Source organism: Microbulbifer mangrovi (assembly GCF_002009015.1).
In the GTDB taxonomy this organism is placed as follows: Bacteria; Pseudomonadota; Gammaproteobacteria; order Pseudomonadales; family Cellvibrionaceae; genus Microbulbifer; species Microbulbifer mangrovi.
This window is the reverse complement of sequence record NZ_LZDE01000330.1, coordinates 1-20,447: the sequence shown is the minus strand read 5'-3', so window position 1 is coordinate 20,447 and position 20,447 is coordinate 1. Positions and strand designations below refer to the sequence as shown.

The window sequence follows — 20,447 nt, the reverse complement described above, 5'->3', positions numbered from 1 at the left end:
CTCTTTTTATTTGTCGCGACGCGATGCTCGTGGCGAGATCAGTTTCCGCAGATGATATAGCCACCGCCGTAAGATATTCCGCTACAAGTGCCAGTGGACAGTGACGCCGGCGCCCCCATCTGCCGGTAGTGATCAATCAGGTAACGCAGACCATTGTCTATCTGCTGATAACTCCAGCGCTGCACCACGGGGGTGTCAGCAAGGATGTAACTGCTCCCGCTGCTCTCGGTACGCCGGCTCAGCATTTCCCCGAAATCACCATAAGTACGGCGGTCACTATGCTCTCTATCCGTGGTTCCATCGCTGAAGAAAGTGCGGTTTTGCGTGAGCAGTAATTGGCCGTAGCTGTTGTAACTGTACTCGGTAATGGAAGTTTGCTCCGGATTGCCATCGACATCACCGTCAAAACGCATCTCCTGACGCGTGCGGTTTCCGCTGGCATCGTAGCTGTAGAATATGCTCTGCCGCGATTCGACACTGCCATCCGCGTAGCGATCAGACTCCCGGGTTTCCTCAATCAGTAAGCCACGATTGTCGTAGCGCTTGCGAGTAATGAACGCACTGTCCACCACGCCATCACCCTGACCGTCCGTGCGCTGCTCTTCGCGAATCAATCTGTCGTTGCTGTCGTACTGATAGCTAGTGTCGGTACGTCGCTCAATCATGCCATCCGGTTCATCGCTGCCACCATCTAGTGTCGTGAGCGAGGAAGTTTTCAGTCCCGCGGCGGAATAACCATACTCAATACGCTGACGATAATCCGGGCGTCCATCCCCATCCATTTCGCTTTCTTCTTCGATATCACGCACCAGTCCGTCACCGGTATAGCGGGTAACAATCGACTTGGTTCGTTTAACCTGTCCAATGATTGGGTGTGGTTCCGTTTGTTCATAGGCCGACAGGGTTTGATTGCCGCCACTATCGTATTGATTGCGCCAAACCGCGCGCTCATCCAGCTCAGGGTTCCCGGTTTCGCTGGAACTCTCGATCAACAAGCCATTATTACTTTCGAAACGGTATTCACGCACATTCTGGTAGTCGACAAGATCGTCACCATCGCTATCGTTCTCGGAATGCAATCGCAGCAAGCGTCCCTCGCGGTCATAGGTATAGGCGAGCAGCTGCTTCCAGGTTTCCCCATTGCCGGGAATTTGTGTCCGGCGCACCTCCTCCGCCAACCCGAAATCGTTGTACCTGGTCTCGCTCGAGTGTTCCACACTGCCGTCGTCACCGGTATCCATGGCTTCCCGCACCGGCAGGTGTGCACTCACGGTAAGGTCCAGAGATTCGTAAAGGAAAAGCAATGGCGCCGCTAGCGGTACTTCGTAGTCGATAGCAAAGGCAGTGCGGATGGTGGTCAGCGCATTCAGGCTGCGTTGCTGCGGGAAACTAAAAAGATCAAATTCAAAATCGACCTGGTAATCCGCCAGTTCGCTATTCCAGCCGGAGAGGTCAATACCATTACTCAAATCGCGATCGCGATCCAGTGTCGCGAGTAAGATGGCCATGTTTGCCACGCGGTCCAGTGCGGTGACGCGCGCACGGTTTTCCAGTTCTGCCCGCAGTGCCTGCTCGTCGACAATAGGCTGCGATCCCGCGAGGTCAAACAGGTTCAGTTGCGGCTCGCCCCGTGCCGAACCCAATTCGATACCGCCGAGTGCAAACCGTACATTTTCTCCATCCCGATAACGGAAGACGCCATCGGCTTCGATAAACCCGGAAAAACTTGGAGTCTGATAAAAAAGGCCGCTGATTTTTGCCCCGTTAAATACGCCCTGGGTTTCCTCACCGGTACCGCCCCCGCCGGAGCTGCTGGAACCTGAATCGAGACTCCCGCCTGCATCGGAGGATCCGCCCGAGCCACAGGCGCATAGCAACAGGCAAAAAAGCACCGCAATGTACGGGCGTAATGGAGCAATAAGTCCTGTAGAAAACAGTGTGGCCACGGGTATCTCCTTGTCGTTATACAACCATCCCGATAAACAACTCATCCAGTAAACAAGTATCCCGGTTGATAATTCGAATCCCCCGGGGAATACATGCACCGCAATTATTGATAACAACCGCCCCGGGGAATGTAAAGGAAATGCATCCAGGCAATGAGCGACTCAAAGGAAAAGCTGTTTTAAAAAAGCAAAACAACGCCACTTTCGCCTACCCACTGCTCAGCCCGGATATCCCGTACAATAGCGACATTTCCCCGGCGGGAACCAGAGCAACAACAGGAACCGCACAGCGATGAATCGCTTCCATCAAACCCTCTTCGCCACAGGGCTATTGGCCGCAGCTGGTGGCGCGAACGCAGCAGGCAGGCTTTCCGAATCGGAGCGGCTGGAACAGCTGACCGTCACCGGTACCCGGGAACCGCGGCCGCGCAGCGAGCTCGCCGAATCCCTCACCAGTGTTAACCTGGATGCGTTGCTGACAATCAGCCCCATTCATCCAAGCCAGGCGTTGGCCTCGGTACCGGGTGCGCTGATCAGCCGCGGCAATGGTCAGGAGAGCCTGATCGCGATCCGCTCACCGGTACTGACCGGAGCCGGCAGCTGCGGTGCTTTTGCAATTACCGAAGAAGGAATTCCGTTGCGCGGCATCGGCTTCTGCAACGTCAATCAGCTGTTCGATGGCAACTTTGAGCAGGCGCAGCGTATCGAGGTGCTGCGCGGTCCGGGCGGTGTGCTGTACGGATCAGACGCCCAGCACGGCGTGATCAATATCCTGAGCCGGCCGCCGACAGACGGCGGGGAATCCTCGCTGGCACTGGAGGGAGGCGCCAATGATTACGCACGGGTGAGCCTCGGGCACAGCCGCGGAGACTCGCAGGGCGGCTACCGCATCAGTTTTAACGGTGCTCGCGACGGCGGCTTTAAGGAAAATTCCGGCTTTGACCAGCAGAAAATGCGACTACGTCACGACGGGCAATGGTCGGGCTGGTCCAGCCGCACTCTGCTAAGCCTGAGCAACCTGAACCAGGAGACTGCCGGCTATGTTACCGGCAAAGATGCCTTCAAAAATGCAGATCGCAAACGGGAAAACCCCAACCCGGAAGCGTTCCGCGATAGCCAGTCTGCCCGCGCCCAGGTGCGGCTGGAAAAGTCGCTTCCCGACGGCAGCTCACTGCAGATCACACCCTATGCCCGCTATACGGACATGGCGTTTCTGATGCACTTTCTGCCGGGCACCCCCCTGGAGGAAAACGGCCAGCGTGGGCTGGGGCTGCGGAGCGCTTATCGCTACGCCGCCAGTGAGACCCTGGATATGACCGGCGGTGTCGACCTCGAGTTCACCGACGCCTGGCTGCGCCAGACTCAGGACGGGGGGTTCTCGGTATTTCCCGCAGGCAAGCAGTATGACTATCGGGTTAATGCGGTACTCACCGCCGGCTTTGCGCAGGCTGAAAAGGCCATCACCGACGCAACGCGCGTAACCCTCGGCGGCCGTATTGAGCACCTGCGGTACGACTACGACAACCGCATGCGCAGCGGCGATACCACCGACAGCGGTGGCCTGTGTGTCAGCAGCTTCACCGGTGCGGTGGGCTGCCGCTACACCCGCCCCGAAGATCGCCGCGACAACTTCACCAGTGTTTCCATCAATGCCAGCCTGATACACGAGTTTTCCGCGGACCTGAACGGGTCCCTGCGTCTGGCGCACGGCTTTCGTGCGCCCCAGGCCAGCGAACTGTATCGCCTGCAGAACGGCCAGATGCGCGCAGACCTGGATCCGGAATCCATCGACAGTATCGAGCTCGGCCTGCGTCGCTGGGACGCGCCGTTTCGTTATAGCCTGACCGGCTTTTACATGGAAAAGGAGGATGTGGTGTTCCAGTCCTCCGAGCGACTGAACCTCGGCGGCGGCGGCAGTCGGCATTTCGGGTTGGAGTATGAAGTACAGTGGGCACTGTCCAATCAATGGGAGCTGGGATTCGCCGGCACCTTCGCCCGCCACCGCTACACCCACGATGTCAGCGCACCGGGCTCCGGGCTGATCGACAGCCGCGGCAACGATATCGATACTGCGCCCCACAACCTGCACAACCTGCGCCTGAACTGGCGACCGTACCAAACCACCCAGTTCACCCTGCAGTGGCAGTATACGGGCAGCTATTACACGGATATCGAAAACGTGCACCGCTACGCAGGGCACGATCTGCTACACCTGCGCTTGCGACAGTCCCTGGGAGAGGCCACCAGCCTGGGTATCCGGGTGGAGAACCTGGCCAATGTGGATTACGCCGAGCGCGCCGACTATTCCAGCCTCGGCGGTGGCGATCGCTACTTTATTGGCGAGCCCCGCAGCCTGTATGCGGATATCCGTTTCGTTTTCTAACGGCAGCACCTGCGGTACAGGTTGCCTTCAAGGGCGGACCACCACCGGGCCACCCAGATTCAGGCCCGGTGCCAACCAGGTTTCAGCCCACAACAGTTGCCAGCGCATGGGCCAGCTGAGCGCACACACGGGTCCGTCTTCGGCGAAACGATATTCCTCACAGGGCTCGTTCAGGTCAGTGACACCAATCTCGGAATACGCTGGCTCGCGATAGCGGTAGTGATCGATCAGGTAACGCAGCCCGTCCGCGATTTCCAGATACCGCCAGCGCAAACGGATGGGTGTATTGGTGGTACCGGTGAAACCCTCTCCCTCGCGGTACCAGCTCAGCAACTGTCCATGACTACCGTATTCCCGCGAGATGGTCAGCAGGCTTTGCAGGTCATCGGCGCCGTTGTACACGGCGATCTCCGTCTGTCGCAGCTGGCCGCGACTGTTGTAGCGATATTCAGTGACCTCCCGTGCCTCGGCAATGCCATCAGCATTGTTATCGAGAGTCATCTCTTCCTCGATCAGCTCGCCACTGCTGAGGTAGCGGTATTCGAAGGTGCGGCGCGTGTTTACCACGCCGTCGGCATTCACATCGTATTCCCAGATTTGCCGGCGTAATCTGCCATCGCTGAGGTAGGCATACTCGAACGTATTTTCGCGATCCACCACGCCATCGCCATTGTCATCGATACGCTGGGTTTCCCGCAGCAGGCGGTCTTTACCACCATAGCGGTAACCCACCTCGATGCGCACATCCACCACACCGTCGGCGGGAGAAAGGTCGCCATTATCCAGGGTATCCACCTGTTCCAGCAGCTGACCGTTGCTGTTGTAGCGGAAAGCAAAACGCCGGCGGCGCTCGATGCGGCCATCCGCGTTAAGGTCCGCTTCGTCCAGCCACCAGTCCAGCAGGCCATCATCGCTGAACAACCGCTCGACCCGGTAAACCGAGTCCAGTGCTCCGTCGACATCGTCGTCAAGCTCGAACACGGACACTATCCGATTGCCGCCATCGTCGTAATCAAAGCGATATACGCGGCGCTCACTTACCTGTAGCTGACCATCTTCCTCGACAACCTCTACCAGGAAACCGCGATTACTGTAAAAGCGCTCGGAGCGATAGAAAAACTCCACGTTGGCATCTTCATCGGTGTCGGTTTCACGCAGGGCCAGCACCCGACGTCCGAGTGTGTCGTACTCGTAGCTCAATCTCTCGCGCCAGCTGTCCTCATCATCCGGAACGAAGGTGAGTCGCAATTCCAGCGGCAGACCGAGGTCGTTGTACACCCAGAGCACTTCCTGCTCGACGGTATCATTGTCTCCAACATCGCGGGTCTCGCGCACCGGTACATGGACCGGTACGACAATGCCGAGCGCGTCGTAGAGATAGATTAGGGGGAACTCCAGCGGCAGCTGGTATTTGATGGAGAAGCGACTGGTTATCGCGGGCAGGGAATCGAGCCCGCGGCGGTAAGGAAAGGCGTAAAGGTCATAATCCAGGTCCAGCTGGTCGTCGGCAAGATCGGCATCCCAGTCGCTCAGATCGATACCCGTGTCCGGATCCTGATCCCGGTCGAGGATCAGCAACAGGCGCATCATGTTTGATACCTGGTCGAGGGGATCCACCCACTGGTGATTGCCCAAAGCAACACGCAGATCCACTTCACTGGTGTAAGGGCTCGCCCCCACCAGGTCGAATGGGGTCAACTGCGGCGCACCGACCGCGCTCCCCAGAACAATACCCCCCAGAGAGAATTCCACCGTTTCCCCATCGCGATAGCGAAAGGTCCCATCGCTGTCGGTGAGCCCGGAAAAACTTTCAGTGCGAAAGCGCAGCCCCTTTACGCCCCCCGCGGCAAAGACACCCGTCAATTCCGCGCCGCTGCCCTGGCTGTGCCCGGTGCCACCACTGGAGCTACTGGAACTGCTGCTTCTGCTGGTGTTGGGGTTACCGAGTGCGCGATTGTCGGAATCGCTATCGAAGTTACAGGCGGTGAGACAGCCGGTGAGAAGGAGGCAGACAAGCAGTTTCCACCCGTCATGCAGACGCGCGCTAAGGGGATCAATACCCGGGGATACAGGCCACACTGGCACAGGGGACTCCTTGTCGAACTTCAATTACGGCATTTGCCTTCGACCACAAAAAAGTATTGCCGAATAAAGCGGCGGTCGTTGACCGGATTGCGCGGTATTCCGCGGATTGACGTGAATTGAAAGACCTTGGCCCGGTGCGAGAAAAGTTGTGCGCCCCATATACAAAAAGCCCCCGACAGCTGGGACTGTCGAGGGCTTTGTAGAGATTGCTCAGACTGCCTCGGCCCGAGCAAGCCGGATCAGATTTTCCAGGTTTTTACCTTTTCCAATCCGTGCTCGGCAACCCACTGATTCAGCTGCTTGGGGTTGCGCTTTTTCTTTTCGATGGTGGCGTTGGTGTAGGGGTTGCGGTAGTGACCGGTTTCCAGTTTTGGTTCAGCCGGCTTGGCCGCAGTGGAAGCACGACGCGCAGTGCGACGCGGCGCCTCACCCTCACGCTTGAGGGCGCGGGCGACACGGGCCTTGAGACTGCGCACGTATTCCGGTGCATCTTCGTTACCCAGCTGGGAGACCAGCCAGTCAACGATCTGCTCGCCACGTGCGCCGTACAGTTCTTCTTCTTCCATTTCGTACTCGGCGGCCAGATTCACCAGCGCCTTGTCGAAGGCAATCACACCCTGCTTCTTGCGCTCGGCCTTCGCCATCTGCTCCTGCAGCTCTTCTATTTTTGCCTGGTGTTCAGCGATTTGCTGTTCGATCTGATCGTATTCCTGAAACATATATATTTGAGCCTCGATATATGTAGTGTTGCCTGAAGTGACAGTAATATTCTGGTGAGCGGCCACCAGAGGTATTAAATTTCGATTTAATTCGAGAAACCGGATATAAACCCGCAAATATTCCTATATACAGACGCGCCAGACATCATCATAAACGGGTCGGTATATATGATTTAAAAACTCTCTTATTTCCTACAAGGAAGAAGAAATAACGCACAAACCAGTGATAAACAGCATATAAAGCGGCAGTACATCATTACCCTGATCACCGGGTGATTCAGAAGCAACGGTAAGTGCCCGTTGGCAGTTGTTATCCGGATAATGGGACGCTTGGGGCAAATCCGTGAAATCCAGACAGATATATGCCGACCGTTTTCAAACAGATTGATTTTGCGACTAATATCGTCAATTCCAACATGATGGCGCCGATTACCGGCAATTCAAGTGGAGAGAGGTTGCTAATCAAACGTCCGGGAAACGAAATTGCTGTTAACCGGTCTGGTGGGATGAATCCCACGAGCGCGCCAATAATACTGTTTTGTAGTAAATCCGCCAACAAGCTTAAACTATTTTTACTTATTAGCCCGTATATTGCCTCTCAACATACATACCTCTGACCCGCACTTCCCGTGTACCTCTCCGTATCTTTCCCCCTGTAGCGCCCGCCGCTGATCTATTCTTTGGTTGGTTTCGGCCATGTTTCACCGAATCAATAAACCACTCAGGGGGAAAAGCACGTTATGACAAAAGTACGGGATATACACCATATGCCCACACTCGCGGCTCTGATGACGCCATTTCCGTACCATATCGATATCGATGCGCCCATCGAGGCCGCGGAAGCACTGATGGAAGAGCACGGGGTACACCACCTGCCGGTGACCAGAGAAGGAGATCTGGAGACCATTATCTCCCGTGGCGATATTGATCGCGCCCGCTCGCCGGGACACCGCCTGGAAGAGCAGCAGCTGTACGTACGCGATCTGTGCGCGCGGCGCCCGTATATTGCGGATATCCACGACCCGCTGGACAAGATCCTGATGGCCATGGCGGATACCGGTATCGGCTCGGTGCTGGTGATGAAGGAAGGTGAGCTCGCGGGCATCATTACCGTTACCGACGCGCTGCGCTTTTGCAGTCAGTACCTGGCAGACCTGGCGCAGCCGACGGACGATTCGGTTGCCTGATCGAGTGATTGGAGAGTCGGGCTAGAGCGGCCACACCCACAGCAGCGTAGGCACCGATACCGCGACGACCAGTATCTCCATGGGCAATCCCATGGGCCAGTAATCGCCAAATTTGAATCCACCGGGCCCCAGGATCAGGGTATTGTTCTGGTGCCCCACCGGGGTCAGGAATGCGCAGGAAGCGCCGATGGCCACGGCCATCAGGAAACTGTCCGGGTTCACTTCCAGCTGCGCCGCGGCACTCAGCGCAATGGCGCACATCACCGCCGCAGTGGCCGCGTTGTTCATAAAATCCGACAGTGTCATGGTCACCACCAGGATCAGCACCAGCGCAATCACCGGGTTGCCCCGCGCCAGATTGTCGAGCATGGACTTGGCCACCACATCCGCAGCACCGGTAGACTCCATTACGCCGGCAACAGCGATCAGCGCCCCCAGTAACACGATTACCGAACCGTCGATGGCTTCGTACATATTGCGCAGAGGCACCACCTTGAGCGCCATAAACGCCAACGCGCAGGTGGCGAAAGAGATGGCTGCAGGCAACAGACCAAAGGCCGCCCCGGCCACCGCCAGCGCCATGGCCACCAGCGCCACGTAGGCCTTTTCCTTATTTGGAATCGTGATATCCCGCTGCGCCAGCGGAACACAGCGCTGCTCGTTGGCGAAGTTGCGCAGGTTCGGCTCGGTTCCCATCATCAACAACGCATCCCCTGCCATCAGCGGTGTAGAGCGCAGGCGTTTGACCGAACGGCGCCCCTGCCGTGACAGGGCCAGCAGGTTGATTTCGTAACGACCGGCAAGGCGCAGGTTCTCAGCACTGCGGCCGATCAGGAAAGAGTCCGGCATCACGACGAGTTCGCGCAGGGTCAGGTCGGCGCGATCGCGGGCGCGTTTTTTCTCCTGCTCTTCCTGCTTATCCTCTTCCTTTTCGCCTTCTTTTTCACTTGCTTTCGATTCTTGTTCGCCCTTCTGGGCCCCCTCCTGGTCAGCATATTCCAGGGAGGCTTCCGGAGCAGCGTTGAGCTGCCCGCTGTCAACTCGGGTCAGCTCAGGCGGAATCGTCATTTCTTCGGCTTCGCCACGCTTGCGTACCCTGCCATCGCTAGCGCCTGCATTCGCCGGTGCTCTCTCCGCTTCACCACCGGCTTCCTCACCGCGCTCGCCACTGTCTTTGCGTTTGTTGTCTTTGCCGTTTTGCTTTCCGTTTTCCTTGTCGATTTCCTCCGCGGCAGGCGTCAGGCTCAGGCCCAGGTTGGAAAGTACCGCAGACAGGGATTCCGGCTCCGACTCGATCACCAGTATGTCCCCCGCCCGCACCCGCAATCCTGGCATAGCAGTAGAGACCCGCGCGTTGTTGTGCACGAGTCCGATCACCTGGGCATCCTCATCGCCGATCATTTTCACCAGCTCGGCGAGGGACTTGCCGATGGCCGCGCTCTTCTCCCCCACCAGAGCTTCAGTCAGGTAGGTACCAGTATCGAAGGATGCGGCGCCCGCCTGGGTACGCGCAGGCACCAGACGCCAGCCGATCAGGGAAACAAACAGCACCCCCACCAGCGCCACGACCAGCCCCACCGGGGTAAAGTCGAACATACCGTAACTGCCCGCCCCTGCACTGGCGCGAAAGCCGGACACAATCAGGTTCGGTGGTGTACCGATCAGAGTGGTCATGCCGCCGAGGATAGTGCCGAACGACAGCGGCATCAGCACCTTGCCCGGCGGCAGCTGGTAGCGGTCCGCGAGGTCGGTGGCCACCGGCATCAACAGCGCCATGGCACCCACGTTGTTCATAAAACCGGACATGCCCGCCCCCAGAGCGGTGAGCGCGGTAATTGCGAGGGTGATGCCGCCCCGTCGAGGCATGACTTTCTGTGCCAGCGCATCCATGGCCCCGGTATTTTGCAGCCCACGGCTCAAAATCAACACGCAGGCCACGGTTACCACCGCCGGGTGGCCAAAACCGGTAAATGCATCCTCTGGCTCGATCAAGCCGGCAAACACACAGGCCAGTAGCGACGCCAGCGCCACCATATCGTGACGCCACGGGCCCCAGATAAACAGGGCCACGGTAACGGCGAGGATCAACAGGATGACAATCTGGTCGAGGGACATGGAGTAATGGTGTTCCCGGCATCTAGCGCCCAAAGAAAATCATCGGGCCAACCACAAACATAGTGGATTTGTCGCGCAGCGCCCGAATGCCGGCACCGCGCGTTACCGGGAAATCACATGACTTGAGGGAACCTGCGCAGGCATGCCCGCAGGTCTAATTGGAAAGATGCAGCCTTTTCAGGCCAAAGCGCTTCGACAGCACTCGGTCGCGCAACCAGCGCGGCAGCCAGCGGGCAATCCACGGCAGCAGGCGGCTCTTGTTACCGATACGCAGCAGCGTCGCGGGGCGTTTGCGCAACAATTCAGCAGCGAGCTGTTTGGCCAGATCCCGCGCCAGGGTGGCATTCTGCTGGGACTCCACCGCGCGTGCCCGCACGTGGTCCTCACTCCGCTTGTACCAGGAATCCGGGGCCAGCAGGCCGCGCAGGGAAATCTCCGCATGGCGCCCGAACTCGGAGGCAATCGCCCCCGGCTGTACCGTTACCACGCGGATCCCAAAGGGCTTCAACTCCAGACGCAGTACGTCGGAAAGGGTGTGCAATGCAGATTTGGAGGCGCAATAGGCGCCGGAGAAGGGAGTCGGCATAACACCGGAAACCGAGCCGATATTGCAGATGATGCCGTGACCGCGGGATTTGAGCAGTGGCGCGCAGGCCCGCGCCAGGGCCATGGGGGCAAATACGTTCGTTCGGAACTGGGCCTCCAGAGCGCGAGTATCCAGCTCCAGCAGCGGCCCCATCTGGCCGTATCCAGCGTTGTTCACCAGGATATCCAGACGGCCATAGGCGGTTTTGATCGCGTGTACCACACGATTGATATCCGCCTGCGAGTTCACATCCAGGGACTCTGTGGCGATGCCGACATCCGCCAGTTCCTGCAGGCTCTCCGCGCGCCGCGCGGTAGCAATGACGATGGTACCGCGACTGTGCAGGGCGAGCGCCAATTCGCGACCAATACCACTGGAGCAACCGGTAATCAGCGCCACCCGGTCCGGGACAACGTAACCGCGGCCGATCTGCGCCAGGCTCTCGGCGGCGAAAGCGTGATCGGAGGGGCGAAACCGGTTGGCGGGGGGCTTGCTCACGTTACTGCTCCAATACTGCGTCCAATAAACTCGGTCCGGGGTTTATGTCAGTTTGAAGTGGGGGTTTTCGATCAGGCCGAAAACATTGCCGTACGGATCGAGGAAACTGGCCATCAGAATGCCCTCTCCCACGTCGACAATCTCTCCGTGCTGGCGTGCACCCAGGCCGTTGATACGCTCTACCTGGGAGGCGATATCCTCGACACCCCAGTAGGCCACAACCCCATCGGCGCGGCTGATCACATTGCGCGCGTCCGGATCCAACCCCAGCTCGAAACCGCCCACGTTGAAACCCACATAGCACTCGGCTTCAAAGTACGGATCGACTTCCAGCAGCGTGGTGTACCACGCCTTGGCCTCTTCCAGATTTGGCACACCGTAGATGACGCTGCGCACCCCCAAAAACTGACTCACCTCAGACCTCCTCCTGGAGATTTGTTTCCTGAGCTGTCACCGCTTTGCTCTTGTATGTTTTTTATTCGCCGGCAAGCAGATTACTGCAGTTCCTGCTCCAGCTGCTCAAGAAGGTCCAGGGGTTCTATCTCCTCGCCTTCCATATCCTGATTCCAGTTGATGCCCACCAGTAGTACATCCTCATGCATACCAGTCAGCCAGTCATCCATAAACTCTTCGAGGTCGACCGGTACTACCTGATAGTCGGCCCAGTCATCGGCAACATGCGCCTCGGCGAATTCCCGCTGGGACCAGAACGGCATGACATCAGTGTCAGCGTGACGCTCCGATTCACACAGCGCAAACCCCTCTTCCCCTTCCAGGGCCCACACGCACCCCTGCTCCACCGCTTCCGGCAAAAAGCGGTCGCAGTTTTCCTCAAAATCATCTCCGAGCGGTTCCAATTCCATACCGGCTTGCCTTAAAAGTGATTTCCGCAGTTTACGCCAGATTGGCCCGGATAAGTAGAAACTTGCGCTGATCCGCAAGCTGCCCGAGACACGCCGAGGGCACAGTATCCCGGTTAAAACACTGGTAGCGAGCCTACTGGTCACAGAGGATTGTTCTCGGGAATTGAAACAGAGGAACGGGAGGCGCGATAGGGAAGAACGGTTAACACCGCGAGATCAACGCGGCCAGTAAACGGCAGAAAAACAAAAGCCGGCATAATGCCGGCCCTTATATCGGAGCGCTGTGAGTACATCACCTTTCTCGACCCACAACATTCAGATAACTTTGAGTATAGACGTACTCACTGAACCCGCCATTCCATCAGTTGACTGTTTTGCCCTTCCCTGGCAAGCAGCGGGATCAACGTCTTGCTCGAGTACAGAATGGCGTGCATTGATTTCTTTCAGGTGACGCTTTTGTGAAGGGTTTATGACAGTGATAGCGCTTCTCGGTCACACACTTCCATACCGCGCACACTGTAGCGTAACCAGCAGCAATACCAACAAAGGCAATTTTCTCCCCAGAACCATCTGTTTCTGAAACTTCCTACTTCTGGCGCATTTTTCATTCACCCTCCCCCGGGGAGGAGGCAGTCCGGCGCAATATTCCGTCCAATGATCCTGGGGAAGCGATGTCCCCGATTTCGAGCTGAATAACAATAACCAACCAGAGAGACCTCCATGCAAGCGACGCTATCCACGCCCGCTGGCCTGCTGCTGGCCGCCAGTCTGCTATCCCACGCAATTTTTGACGCCAATCAGGCCAAGGCCTCGGACACCCCGAACCCCACCATGGTGGGAATCCCCGGCAACCTGCAAGCGGCACTGGGCTGTGCCGGCGACTGGCAGCCGGAGTGCGTCATCACGCAACTGGCATACGATGCCAGCGACGACAAATGGCAAGGTACCTTTACCGTGCCCGCTGGCAACTGGGAATACAAAGCGGCCCTGAACGGCAGCTGGGACGAGAACTACGGGGCGAATGGATACCGCAATGGCGCCAATATCGGATTACAGTTGAACGATAGCCGCGCGGTAAAGTTCTATTACGACCACGAAACCCACTGGGTCACCAGTAACGCCAACAGCGTCATTGCCACCGTGGCGGGCAATTTCCAGAGTGCCCTTGGCTGTCCGGGGAACTGGCAACCGGACTGTCTGCGCAGCTGGATGCAGGATAGCGATGGCGACGGCATCTACACCCTGCTGACGACCGACATCCCGGCGGGCAACTACGAGTTCAAAGTCGCCCTGAACGAGGGCTGGAGCGAGAGCTACGGCAACGGCGGCAACAATGTGCCGTTTACCGTTGCCGAAAACGGCGACGAGATCTATTTCGCTTTCGATGCCAACAGCAATCAGGTAATTGTCAGCACCAACGGTATTCCCCGCGGTGATCTCACTCAGGAGAAGGCCCACTGGCTGGATGCGTCCCATTTCGCGTGGAATATCAGCCCCGCCGAAGGGGATCAGGTCAGGCTCGTGTACAGCGCCGATGGCGCGCTTCAGATTACACCCGAAGGCCTAACCTCAGATCGCAGTTTTCCCTTGCAGGCAGTGAGCGGGCTTCCCGAATCGAGTCAACTGAAGTTCCCCCATCTGGCGGGACAGGCAGTATTTGCACTGGCGGATCAGGTGCCGCTCGCCGATCTGGTAACCGGCCAGCTGGCGCTCGCGCTATACGACAGCGAAGGCAACCTGAAAGATGCCACTGGCATCCAGCTCGCGGGCCTGCTGGACGATGCCTTCTACTACGATGGAAAACTCGGCGCCCAGGTAGCGGCGGACCAGATCGACTTCGCCCTCTGGGCTCCCACCGCGCACTCGGTAAAACTGCACCTGTTCACCACGGCCGATTCGGGCACCCCCGATATGGTTGTGGATATGATCCAGCAGGACGGTGCCTGGCAGACCGCTGTCGGCAAAGAGTGGGATCGCGCTTACTACCTGTATGAAGTAGAGGTGTTTTCCTATTTTTCCGACGCAATGGAAAGCAACCTGGTAACCGACCCCTATTCCCTCGGCCTGTCGATGAACAGCGGCAAGAGTCAGATCATCAACCTGGATGACCGAGACCTGCAGCCCCGAGGGTGGCAACGACTGCATAAACCCGCGCTGGAAAATCCGGAAGATATCTCCGTTTACGAGCTGCACGTGCGGGATTTCTCCATACAGGATGAAACCGTGCCCACAGCAGAGCGCGGCACTTTCAAGGCCTTCAAGCGACACAGCAGTGACGGCATGCGGCACCTGAAGAAGCTCGCCCAGGCCGGCATGACCCATATCCACCTGCTGCCCGCGTTCGACTTTGCCACGGTCAATGAGGATAGAAACCAGCAGCAGTCTCCCACCGACCTCGATGCCTTTGCCGCGGACAGCAGCGAACAGCAAGCAGCGGTCAACGCGGTGCGCGATAGCGACGGATTCAACTGGGGCTACGATCCCCTGCACTTCACCGTTCCCGAGGGCAGCTACACCACCGACGCCAATGGCCCCGCACGAATCCGCGAATTCCGCGAAATGGTACAGGGACTTTCCCGCTCCGGCCTGCGTGTGGTCATGGACGTGGTGTACAACCACACCAGCTCCTACGGCCAGTACCAGAATTCCATTCTGGATAAAATTGTTCCGGGCTATTACCACCGCCGCAACAGTGAAGGTGGTGTGGAGATGAGCAGCTGCTGCGCAAATACCGCCAGCGAGCACCGCATGATGGAGAAGCTGATGCTCGATTCCATGGCGGTGTGGGCGAAAGACTACAAGGTGGACGGATTCCGCTTCGACCTGATGGGACACCACAGCCTCGACAATATCCTGAAGACCCGCGCCATGCTCGACGCACTCACCCCGCAAAATGCCGGAGTGGATGGCAAATCAATTTACCTCTATGGCGAGGGCTGGAACTTTGGTGAAGTGGTCAACGATGCGCGCTTTGTACAGGCCCGCCAGGGCAATATGGCCGGCAGTGGCGTGGGCACTTTCAATGATCGTCTGCGCGACAGTGTGCGCGGCGGCAATCCCTTTGGCGGCTTCGAGGAACAGGGATTCGGTACCGGCCTGTTTACCGACAGCAACGGCAAGTTCTGGGGCGACGAGCGCCAGACCCTGCTGACCCTGGCCGACAAGGTGCGCGTTTCCCTCGCCGGCAACCTGAAGCAGTACAGCTTCACGGACTCTTATGGCAACACCACTACCGGCGAACAGTTGGTCTACAACGGTCAGCCCACCGGATACACCGGCGACCCGCAGGAATCCATCAACTACATTGCCGCACACGACAATGAAACGCTGTTTGATGGTATCCAGATCAAGGCCAACAGCACCGCAACCATTGAAGACCGCGCGCGCATACAGGCGTTCAGCAATTCACTGGTACTGTTCGCTCAGGGCATACCGTTTATCCACGCGGGTCAGGACTTCCTGCGTTCCAAATCCATGGACCGCGACAGTTACAATTCCGGTGACTGGTTCAATGCCATCGATTTCACGTTTGAACGGGGCAACTGGGGCAAGGGCTTGCCTATTGCGGACAAAAATGAGGACAGCTGGTGGATTATGCAACCGCTGCTAGCCAATCCGGACCTGGCGCCGCAAAAAGACCACCGCGAATTCAGCGCGGCGATCTTCCGCGAGCAGCTGGCCATCCGCAACAGCTCGCCACTATTCCGGTTGACGACAGCAGAGGAAGTGCAACAGCACGTTAGCTTCCTGAATACCGGTCCGGAACAGGTTCCCGGCTTGATTGCGATGCAACTGCAGGACTCCGCGGGCGAGATCGATCGCCGCTATGGACGTATCGTGGTGCTGTTCAATGGCGACAAAGAGACCGTTACTTTCACTAACGATACGCTTACCGGCTCTCATCTGAAGTTGCATCCGATGCAGCGCCACTCAGTAGATCACGCGTTACGTTTTGCTGACTTCGATCGAGAATCTGGAACCTTCACTCTGCCGGGCCGAACCAGCGCGGTGTTCGTGGAAAACCGGCACGCTGGTAAAAAAGAAAAACTGAAGGAAAAAATTGAAGAGACAAAACAGGAGAAGAAGGAAAAGCTACAGGGCTTTTTTGATTTCCTGAAATCTCTTTTCTAACGCTTCGAACTAAGCAGGATAGCTGAAGCGAAGGTCCTGATATCGGGACCTTCGCATTCCAGTGTTGCGCCTTAGTGGCGCTTTGGGAGTAAAGAGAGAAAGTTACTTTTCTGAACTCTCTTCATCGTCAAACAGATGTCCCAGCTTACCCTTCTTGGTAGAAAGATAATTGGTGTTGTGCGGGTTGCGTCCACTCTGGTGTGGTAGGCGTTCAGTGACCTCGACACCCAGATCTTCCAGCGCCTTTACCTTGCGCGGATTGTTCGTCATCAGGCGAATGGACTTGATACCCAGGTGATCGATCATCGGCTTCAGGATCGAGTAATCCCGCATATCCGCACCAAAACCCAAACGCTCATTGGCCTCTACCGTATCCGCCCCGCAATCCTGCAGTTTGTATGCGCGAATCTTGTTCAGCAGACCGATTCCGCGCCCCTCCTGACGCAGGTAAAACACCGCACCGCGCCCCTCCGTCGCAATCCGGTGTAACGCATACTGTAACTGCGCTCCGCAATCGCAGCGCAGAGAAAACAGCGCATCGCCCGTCAGGCACTCCGAATGAATACGGGCCAGTACCGGCGCATCGGTATCCAGATCACCCATACTCAGAACGACATGCTCCTTGCCGGTTTCCACTTCCTCGAAACCGTGCATCTCAAACATTCCCCAGGAGGTGGGAAGCTTGGAGGATTCCACATAACGAATGGTCAAACTGATACCTCGTAATCCTTCAATCGCGCGCGCGAAGCAATAACAGGCCATCCTGTTGCTGCATATCCACACGGCTCAAAAAACTGTTACCCAGCAGAGTTATCTGCGGGAAATCATTGCCCATCACCGTCGCATCCACATTGTGCACGGTTATCCCGCCAATGGTGACGCTGGAGAGCTGTAACTTGTATGCCCGCTCGATCCCACTGGCCGTAGATACCGTCATCGGCTGTGCGCGGGCCAGGTCCAGGCCGAGACTTTTCGCGGTGGGGTAATTGAACGCAATACTGGTCGCACCGGTATCCACCATCACATTCACCCGGCGGCCATTGATCCAGGCAACGGTACTGTAGTGCCCCCCGCCATCGGCACTGAGTCGGACTTCTGCCCGGTCCACCGTCGCGTAATTGGCAGCTATCGGAGCCGCCAGGGTCAACTTCTGCCGACGGCCGTCAATCTCGACAAGCGCGTGGTCGCTGGTCACGGAAACCAGTTTTACGCCCTCCGGGGAGGTTTTACCGGATTTCAGCATGTGCCGTTTGCCGTCAATCTCGAACATGGCGCTGCTGCCAAAGATCGCCTGCAGGCGCACTTCCGCGGCCACCGCCAACCCCGGCACTGTTGCCGCCAGGGCGATCAATGCAATAGCTGTTGCCAATCTTTTCATGGGCATCCTGCCTCAGAGTGTATTTATCAACAGTGCCGTGCCCTGCAATACCAGGGCGGCGTAGATACCCGCCAGTATATCGTCGAGCATGATCCCCAGACCACCGTGCACCCGGCGGTCGGCCCAGCCGATAGGCTGTGGCTTGGCGATATCAAAGATGCGGAACAGCACAAATCCATACAGCGCCCACATCCATCCCGCTGGTGCCATAAACATGGTGAGCCAGTAGCCGACAAACTCGTCCCACACAATGCCGCCGTGGTCGTGCACTCCGAGCTTTTTCGAAGCGGCACCGCACAGGTAGCAGCCGAACACGAAGGTGATCGCAATCACCGCCAGATAGGCGGCCGGTGACAGAAACTGCAGGCCATACCAGAGCGGAATGGCGGCGATGGTACCGAAAGTACCGGGGGCTTTGCGGGCCAGCCCGGAGCCGAAACCAAATGCAAGGAACAATACCGGGCTGCGGATCAGTTGTGCGAATGTGGGTGTCATGTAGATATTTTCCGCCGTTCAGAAATGCCGATAGCCGGTCGTACGGGGCTGCCACGCCTGGCCGTGTAGCTGGCAGTGAACACCCGGCTCACTGCGCATGCGACCGACAATACTAATCGGAAGCTTTAGTCGTTGTACGGCTGAAAGATGTTCGTCCGGTACGGTAAAACAGAGCTGGTAATCGTCGCCGCCGGTAAGCGCAGTTTCCAGCGCGGTCTCTGTATCCATGCTCGAGGCCAGCTCAGCGACCGGGAATTCATCCAGGTCCAGCTGCGCACCGAGTTTGCTCGCACGACAGATATGCCCGAGGTCTGCGAGCAACCCATCGGAAATATCCAGTGCGGCACTCGCGTATGGGCCTATGGCGCGCGCCACCGAAAACTGGGGCTCGGGAAAATAGAAGGCGTCCTCCGCCTGCTGCCGCTGCTCCGCACTGGCTTCCAGATCACCGAGAACGATGGGCAGCCCTGCCGCGGCGGCGCCGAGCTTGTTCGATACAAAAATATGATCGCCACTGGCGGCACCATCCCGTCGCAGCGGTCGCTCGCAGGTGCCGGTGACCTGGATGGTAATGGAGAGCGGTCCCCTGGTGGTGTCACCACCGACCAGAGTAATACCAAACCGTTGCGCGGTTTCCGCCAGGCCTCTGGCGAAAGGCTCAAGCCAATCCGCATTGCTCTCAGGGAGAGTAAGCGCAAGGGTAAACCAGAGAGGCTCTGCGTTCATGGCCGCGAGGTCGGAGAGATTGACTCTCAAGCTGCGGCTGGCAATCTGATAGGGATCGGCAGCTGCGGGAAAGTGAACGTCTGCTACCAGGGTATCGACGCTGGTGGCGAGCAATTTCCCTGCGGGAGGTATCAGAAGGGCGCAGTCGTCGCCGATGCCCAGAGCCACGCTGTTGTGCGCGGTATTTCCCCGGGCAACCGGTTGGCCCGCTGGCTGGGCACCGGCCTGAAAGTGGGAGGCAAAATACTCCCGAATCAGTTCGAACTCACCGGGCCCGGCCATAATCCAGCTCAGCCTTTATCGGCCTTTACTTCGACGCTGCGCTCTTTGGCCGCAACCTTGTCGAGGATGCCGTTGATAAATTTGAAGGCGTCGGTGGGGCCGAATTTTTTGGCCAGTGCGACGGCTTCGTTGATGACGACCTTGTAAGGTACGTCCACGCGATTTTTCATTTCGAAGGTGGACATGCGCAACAGGGCGCGAGACACGGGGTCCAGCTCTTCGACATCGCGGTCGAGATACTGGCTGTAGGTGCCTTCAATTTCGTCGAGGTTTTTTGCTACGCCGTGGAGCAGCTCGCGAAAATATGCCACGTCGGTTTTGCTCATGTCGTTGTCGGCATGAAACTCGGCCTCGATGGCATTGAGGTTGGAGCCGGCCATTTGCCACTGGTAAAGGGCCTGCATGGCATAGTGACGAGCCTTGCGGCGGGCGGATGCGGTTACGGTCATTTCAGTCGTTTCTCAAGTCAGATTTTGCCGATCAGGGAAACCATTTCGAGTGCGGTTTCGGCGGCTTCGCAGCCTTTGTTGCCGGCTTTGGTTCCGGAGCGCTCGATGGCCTGTTCGATACTGTCTACGGTGAGTACGCCGAAGGTGACGGGGATGCCGGTATTCATGGATACCTGCGCGAGACCTTTGGTGCATTCGCCGGCGACATACTCAAAGTGCGGGGTGCCACCGCGGATGACGGCGCCCAGTGCGATGATGGCGTCGAACTTTTTGCTTTCGGCAATTTTCTGCGCAGCGAGCGGGAATTCGAAGGCGCCCGGGGCGTAGTAGATGGTGATGTCTTCGTCTTTGATACCTTTGCGACGCAGGGTATCCAGGGCGCCGTCTTTGAGGCTTTCCACAACAAAGCTGTTCCAGCGGCTCACCAGCAGCGCGTATTTACCGGTGCTGCCTACGAAGTCCCCTTCGATTACTTTGATATTGCTCATGGTCATTTTCCGTTTTCTGTTGTTCCACTTCGGGCCCGGTTTGAGCTTCGATCCCGCTTCAGTGGCGGCGTGGTACTGGGTATTTGTTTTCAGAACCGCTGTGAATACATCCCTGT

General features: G+C 57.7%; 16 protein-coding genes. 3 read left to right on the top strand and 13 right to left on the bottom strand.

Annotation, left to right across the window (positions count from 1 at the left end; translation table 11 throughout):
• Positions 1-38: 38 nt before the first annotated feature.
• The gene (locus B4U49_RS13550) at positions 39-1,946 is read right to left on the bottom strand and encodes a hypothetical protein (protein WP_078085139.1); all 1,908 of its coding nucleotides are present in this window, start codon (positions 1,944-1,946) and stop codon (positions 39-41) included.
• A gap of 292 nt (positions 1,947-2,238) precedes the next feature.
• Here B4U49_RS13550 and B4U49_RS13545 point away from each other — a divergent pair, with 292 nt between their 5' ends.
• Positions 2,239-4,329, top strand: a complete 2,091-nt coding sequence (locus B4U49_RS13545) for a TonB-dependent receptor (RefSeq protein WP_078085138.1) — start codon at positions 2,239-2,241, stop codon at positions 4,327-4,329.
• 27 nt (positions 4,330-4,356) lie between these two features.
• Here the strand turns inward: B4U49_RS13545 and B4U49_RS13540 are convergent, their stop codons facing one another.
• Positions 4,357-6,414, bottom strand: a complete 2,058-nt coding sequence (locus tag B4U49_RS13540; RefSeq protein WP_143735668.1) for an RHS repeat domain-containing protein — start codon at positions 6,412-6,414, stop codon at positions 4,357-4,359.
• A 239-nt stretch (positions 6,415-6,653) separates the two neighbouring features.
• Entirely contained in the window at positions 6,654-7,133 is a 480-nt protein-coding gene (locus tag B4U49_RS13535) for a hypothetical protein (RefSeq protein WP_078085136.1), read from the bottom strand.
• A 740-nt stretch (positions 7,134-7,873) separates the two neighbouring features.
• Here B4U49_RS13535 and B4U49_RS13530 point away from each other — a divergent pair.
• Entirely contained in the window at positions 7,874-8,320 is a 447-nt protein-coding gene (locus B4U49_RS13530; protein ID WP_239692629.1) for a CBS domain-containing protein, read from the top strand.
• Between the two features lie 21 nt (positions 8,321-8,341).
• On the opposite strand, the gene B4U49_RS19415 is transcribed toward B4U49_RS13530, so the two are convergent.
• The 4 genes from B4U49_RS19415 to B4U49_RS13510 form a co-directional block, all read right to left on the bottom strand.
• Entirely contained in the window at positions 8,342-10,435 is a 2,094-nt protein-coding gene (locus B4U49_RS19415) for an SLC13 family permease (protein WP_078085134.1), read from the bottom strand.
• Positions 10,436-10,589: 154 nt separating this feature from the next.
• A complete protein-coding gene (locus B4U49_RS13520; RefSeq protein WP_078085133.1) occupies positions 10,590-11,519 on the bottom strand; it encodes an SDR family oxidoreductase in 930 nt (309 codons plus the stop codon).
• A gap of 42 nt (positions 11,520-11,561) precedes the next feature.
• A complete protein-coding gene (locus tag B4U49_RS13515) occupies positions 11,562-11,933 on the bottom strand; it encodes a VOC family protein (RefSeq protein ID WP_078085132.1) in 372 nt (123 codons plus the stop codon).
• Positions 11,934-12,013: 80 nt separating this feature from the next.
• Positions 12,014-12,382, bottom strand: coding sequence for a DUF2750 domain-containing protein (locus B4U49_RS13510; protein WP_078085131.1), 369 nt, complete (start codon positions 12,380-12,382; stop codon positions 12,014-12,016).
• Positions 12,383-13,102: 720 nt separating this feature from the next.
• Between B4U49_RS13510 and pulA the strand changes: the two genes are divergently transcribed.
• On the top strand, positions 13,103-16,513 hold the full coding sequence (gene pulA, locus B4U49_RS13505; RefSeq protein ID WP_239692628.1) for a pullulanase-type alpha-1,6-glucosidase: 3,411 nt from the start codon (positions 13,103-13,105) through the stop codon (positions 16,511-16,513).
• 102 nt (positions 16,514-16,615) lie between these two features.
• On the opposite strand, the gene ribA is transcribed toward pulA, so the two are convergent.
• Genes ribA through ribH form a run of 6 tightly spaced genes read right to left on the bottom strand, consistent with a single transcriptional unit; the run spans position 16,616 to position 20,331 of the window.
• Positions 16,616-17,224, bottom strand: coding sequence for a GTP cyclohydrolase II (gene ribA, locus B4U49_RS13500; protein ID WP_078085155.1), 609 nt, complete (start codon positions 17,222-17,224; stop codon positions 16,616-16,618).
• Positions 17,225-17,243: 19 nt separating this feature from the next.
• Positions 17,244-17,891 (bottom strand): retropepsin-like aspartic protease family protein, encoded by a 648-nt coding sequence (locus B4U49_RS13495; protein WP_078085130.1) that lies wholly within the window; start codon positions 17,889-17,891, stop codon positions 17,244-17,246.
• A 12-nt stretch (positions 17,892-17,903) separates the two neighbouring features.
• Positions 17,904-18,386 (bottom strand): phosphatidylglycerophosphatase A family protein, encoded by a 483-nt coding sequence (locus B4U49_RS13490; protein ID WP_078085129.1) that lies wholly within the window; start codon positions 18,384-18,386, stop codon positions 17,904-17,906.
• Between the two features lie 18 nt (positions 18,387-18,404).
• Positions 18,405-19,394, bottom strand: coding sequence for a thiamine-phosphate kinase (gene thiL / locus B4U49_RS13485; RefSeq protein ID WP_078085128.1), 990 nt, complete (start codon positions 19,392-19,394; stop codon positions 18,405-18,407).
• 8 nt (positions 19,395-19,402) lie between these two features.
• Complete coding sequence (gene nusB, locus B4U49_RS13480) at positions 19,403-19,843, bottom strand: transcription antitermination factor NusB (protein ID WP_078085127.1); 441 nt, start codon at positions 19,841-19,843, stop codon at positions 19,403-19,405.
• 17 nt (positions 19,844-19,860) lie between these two features.
• Positions 19,861-20,331: a 6,7-dimethyl-8-ribityllumazine synthase gene (ribH, locus tag B4U49_RS13475; RefSeq protein WP_078085154.1), complete on the bottom strand. Its 471-nt coding sequence runs from the start codon at positions 20,329-20,331 to the stop codon at positions 19,861-19,863.
• Positions 20,332-20,447 lie beyond the last annotated feature (116 nt).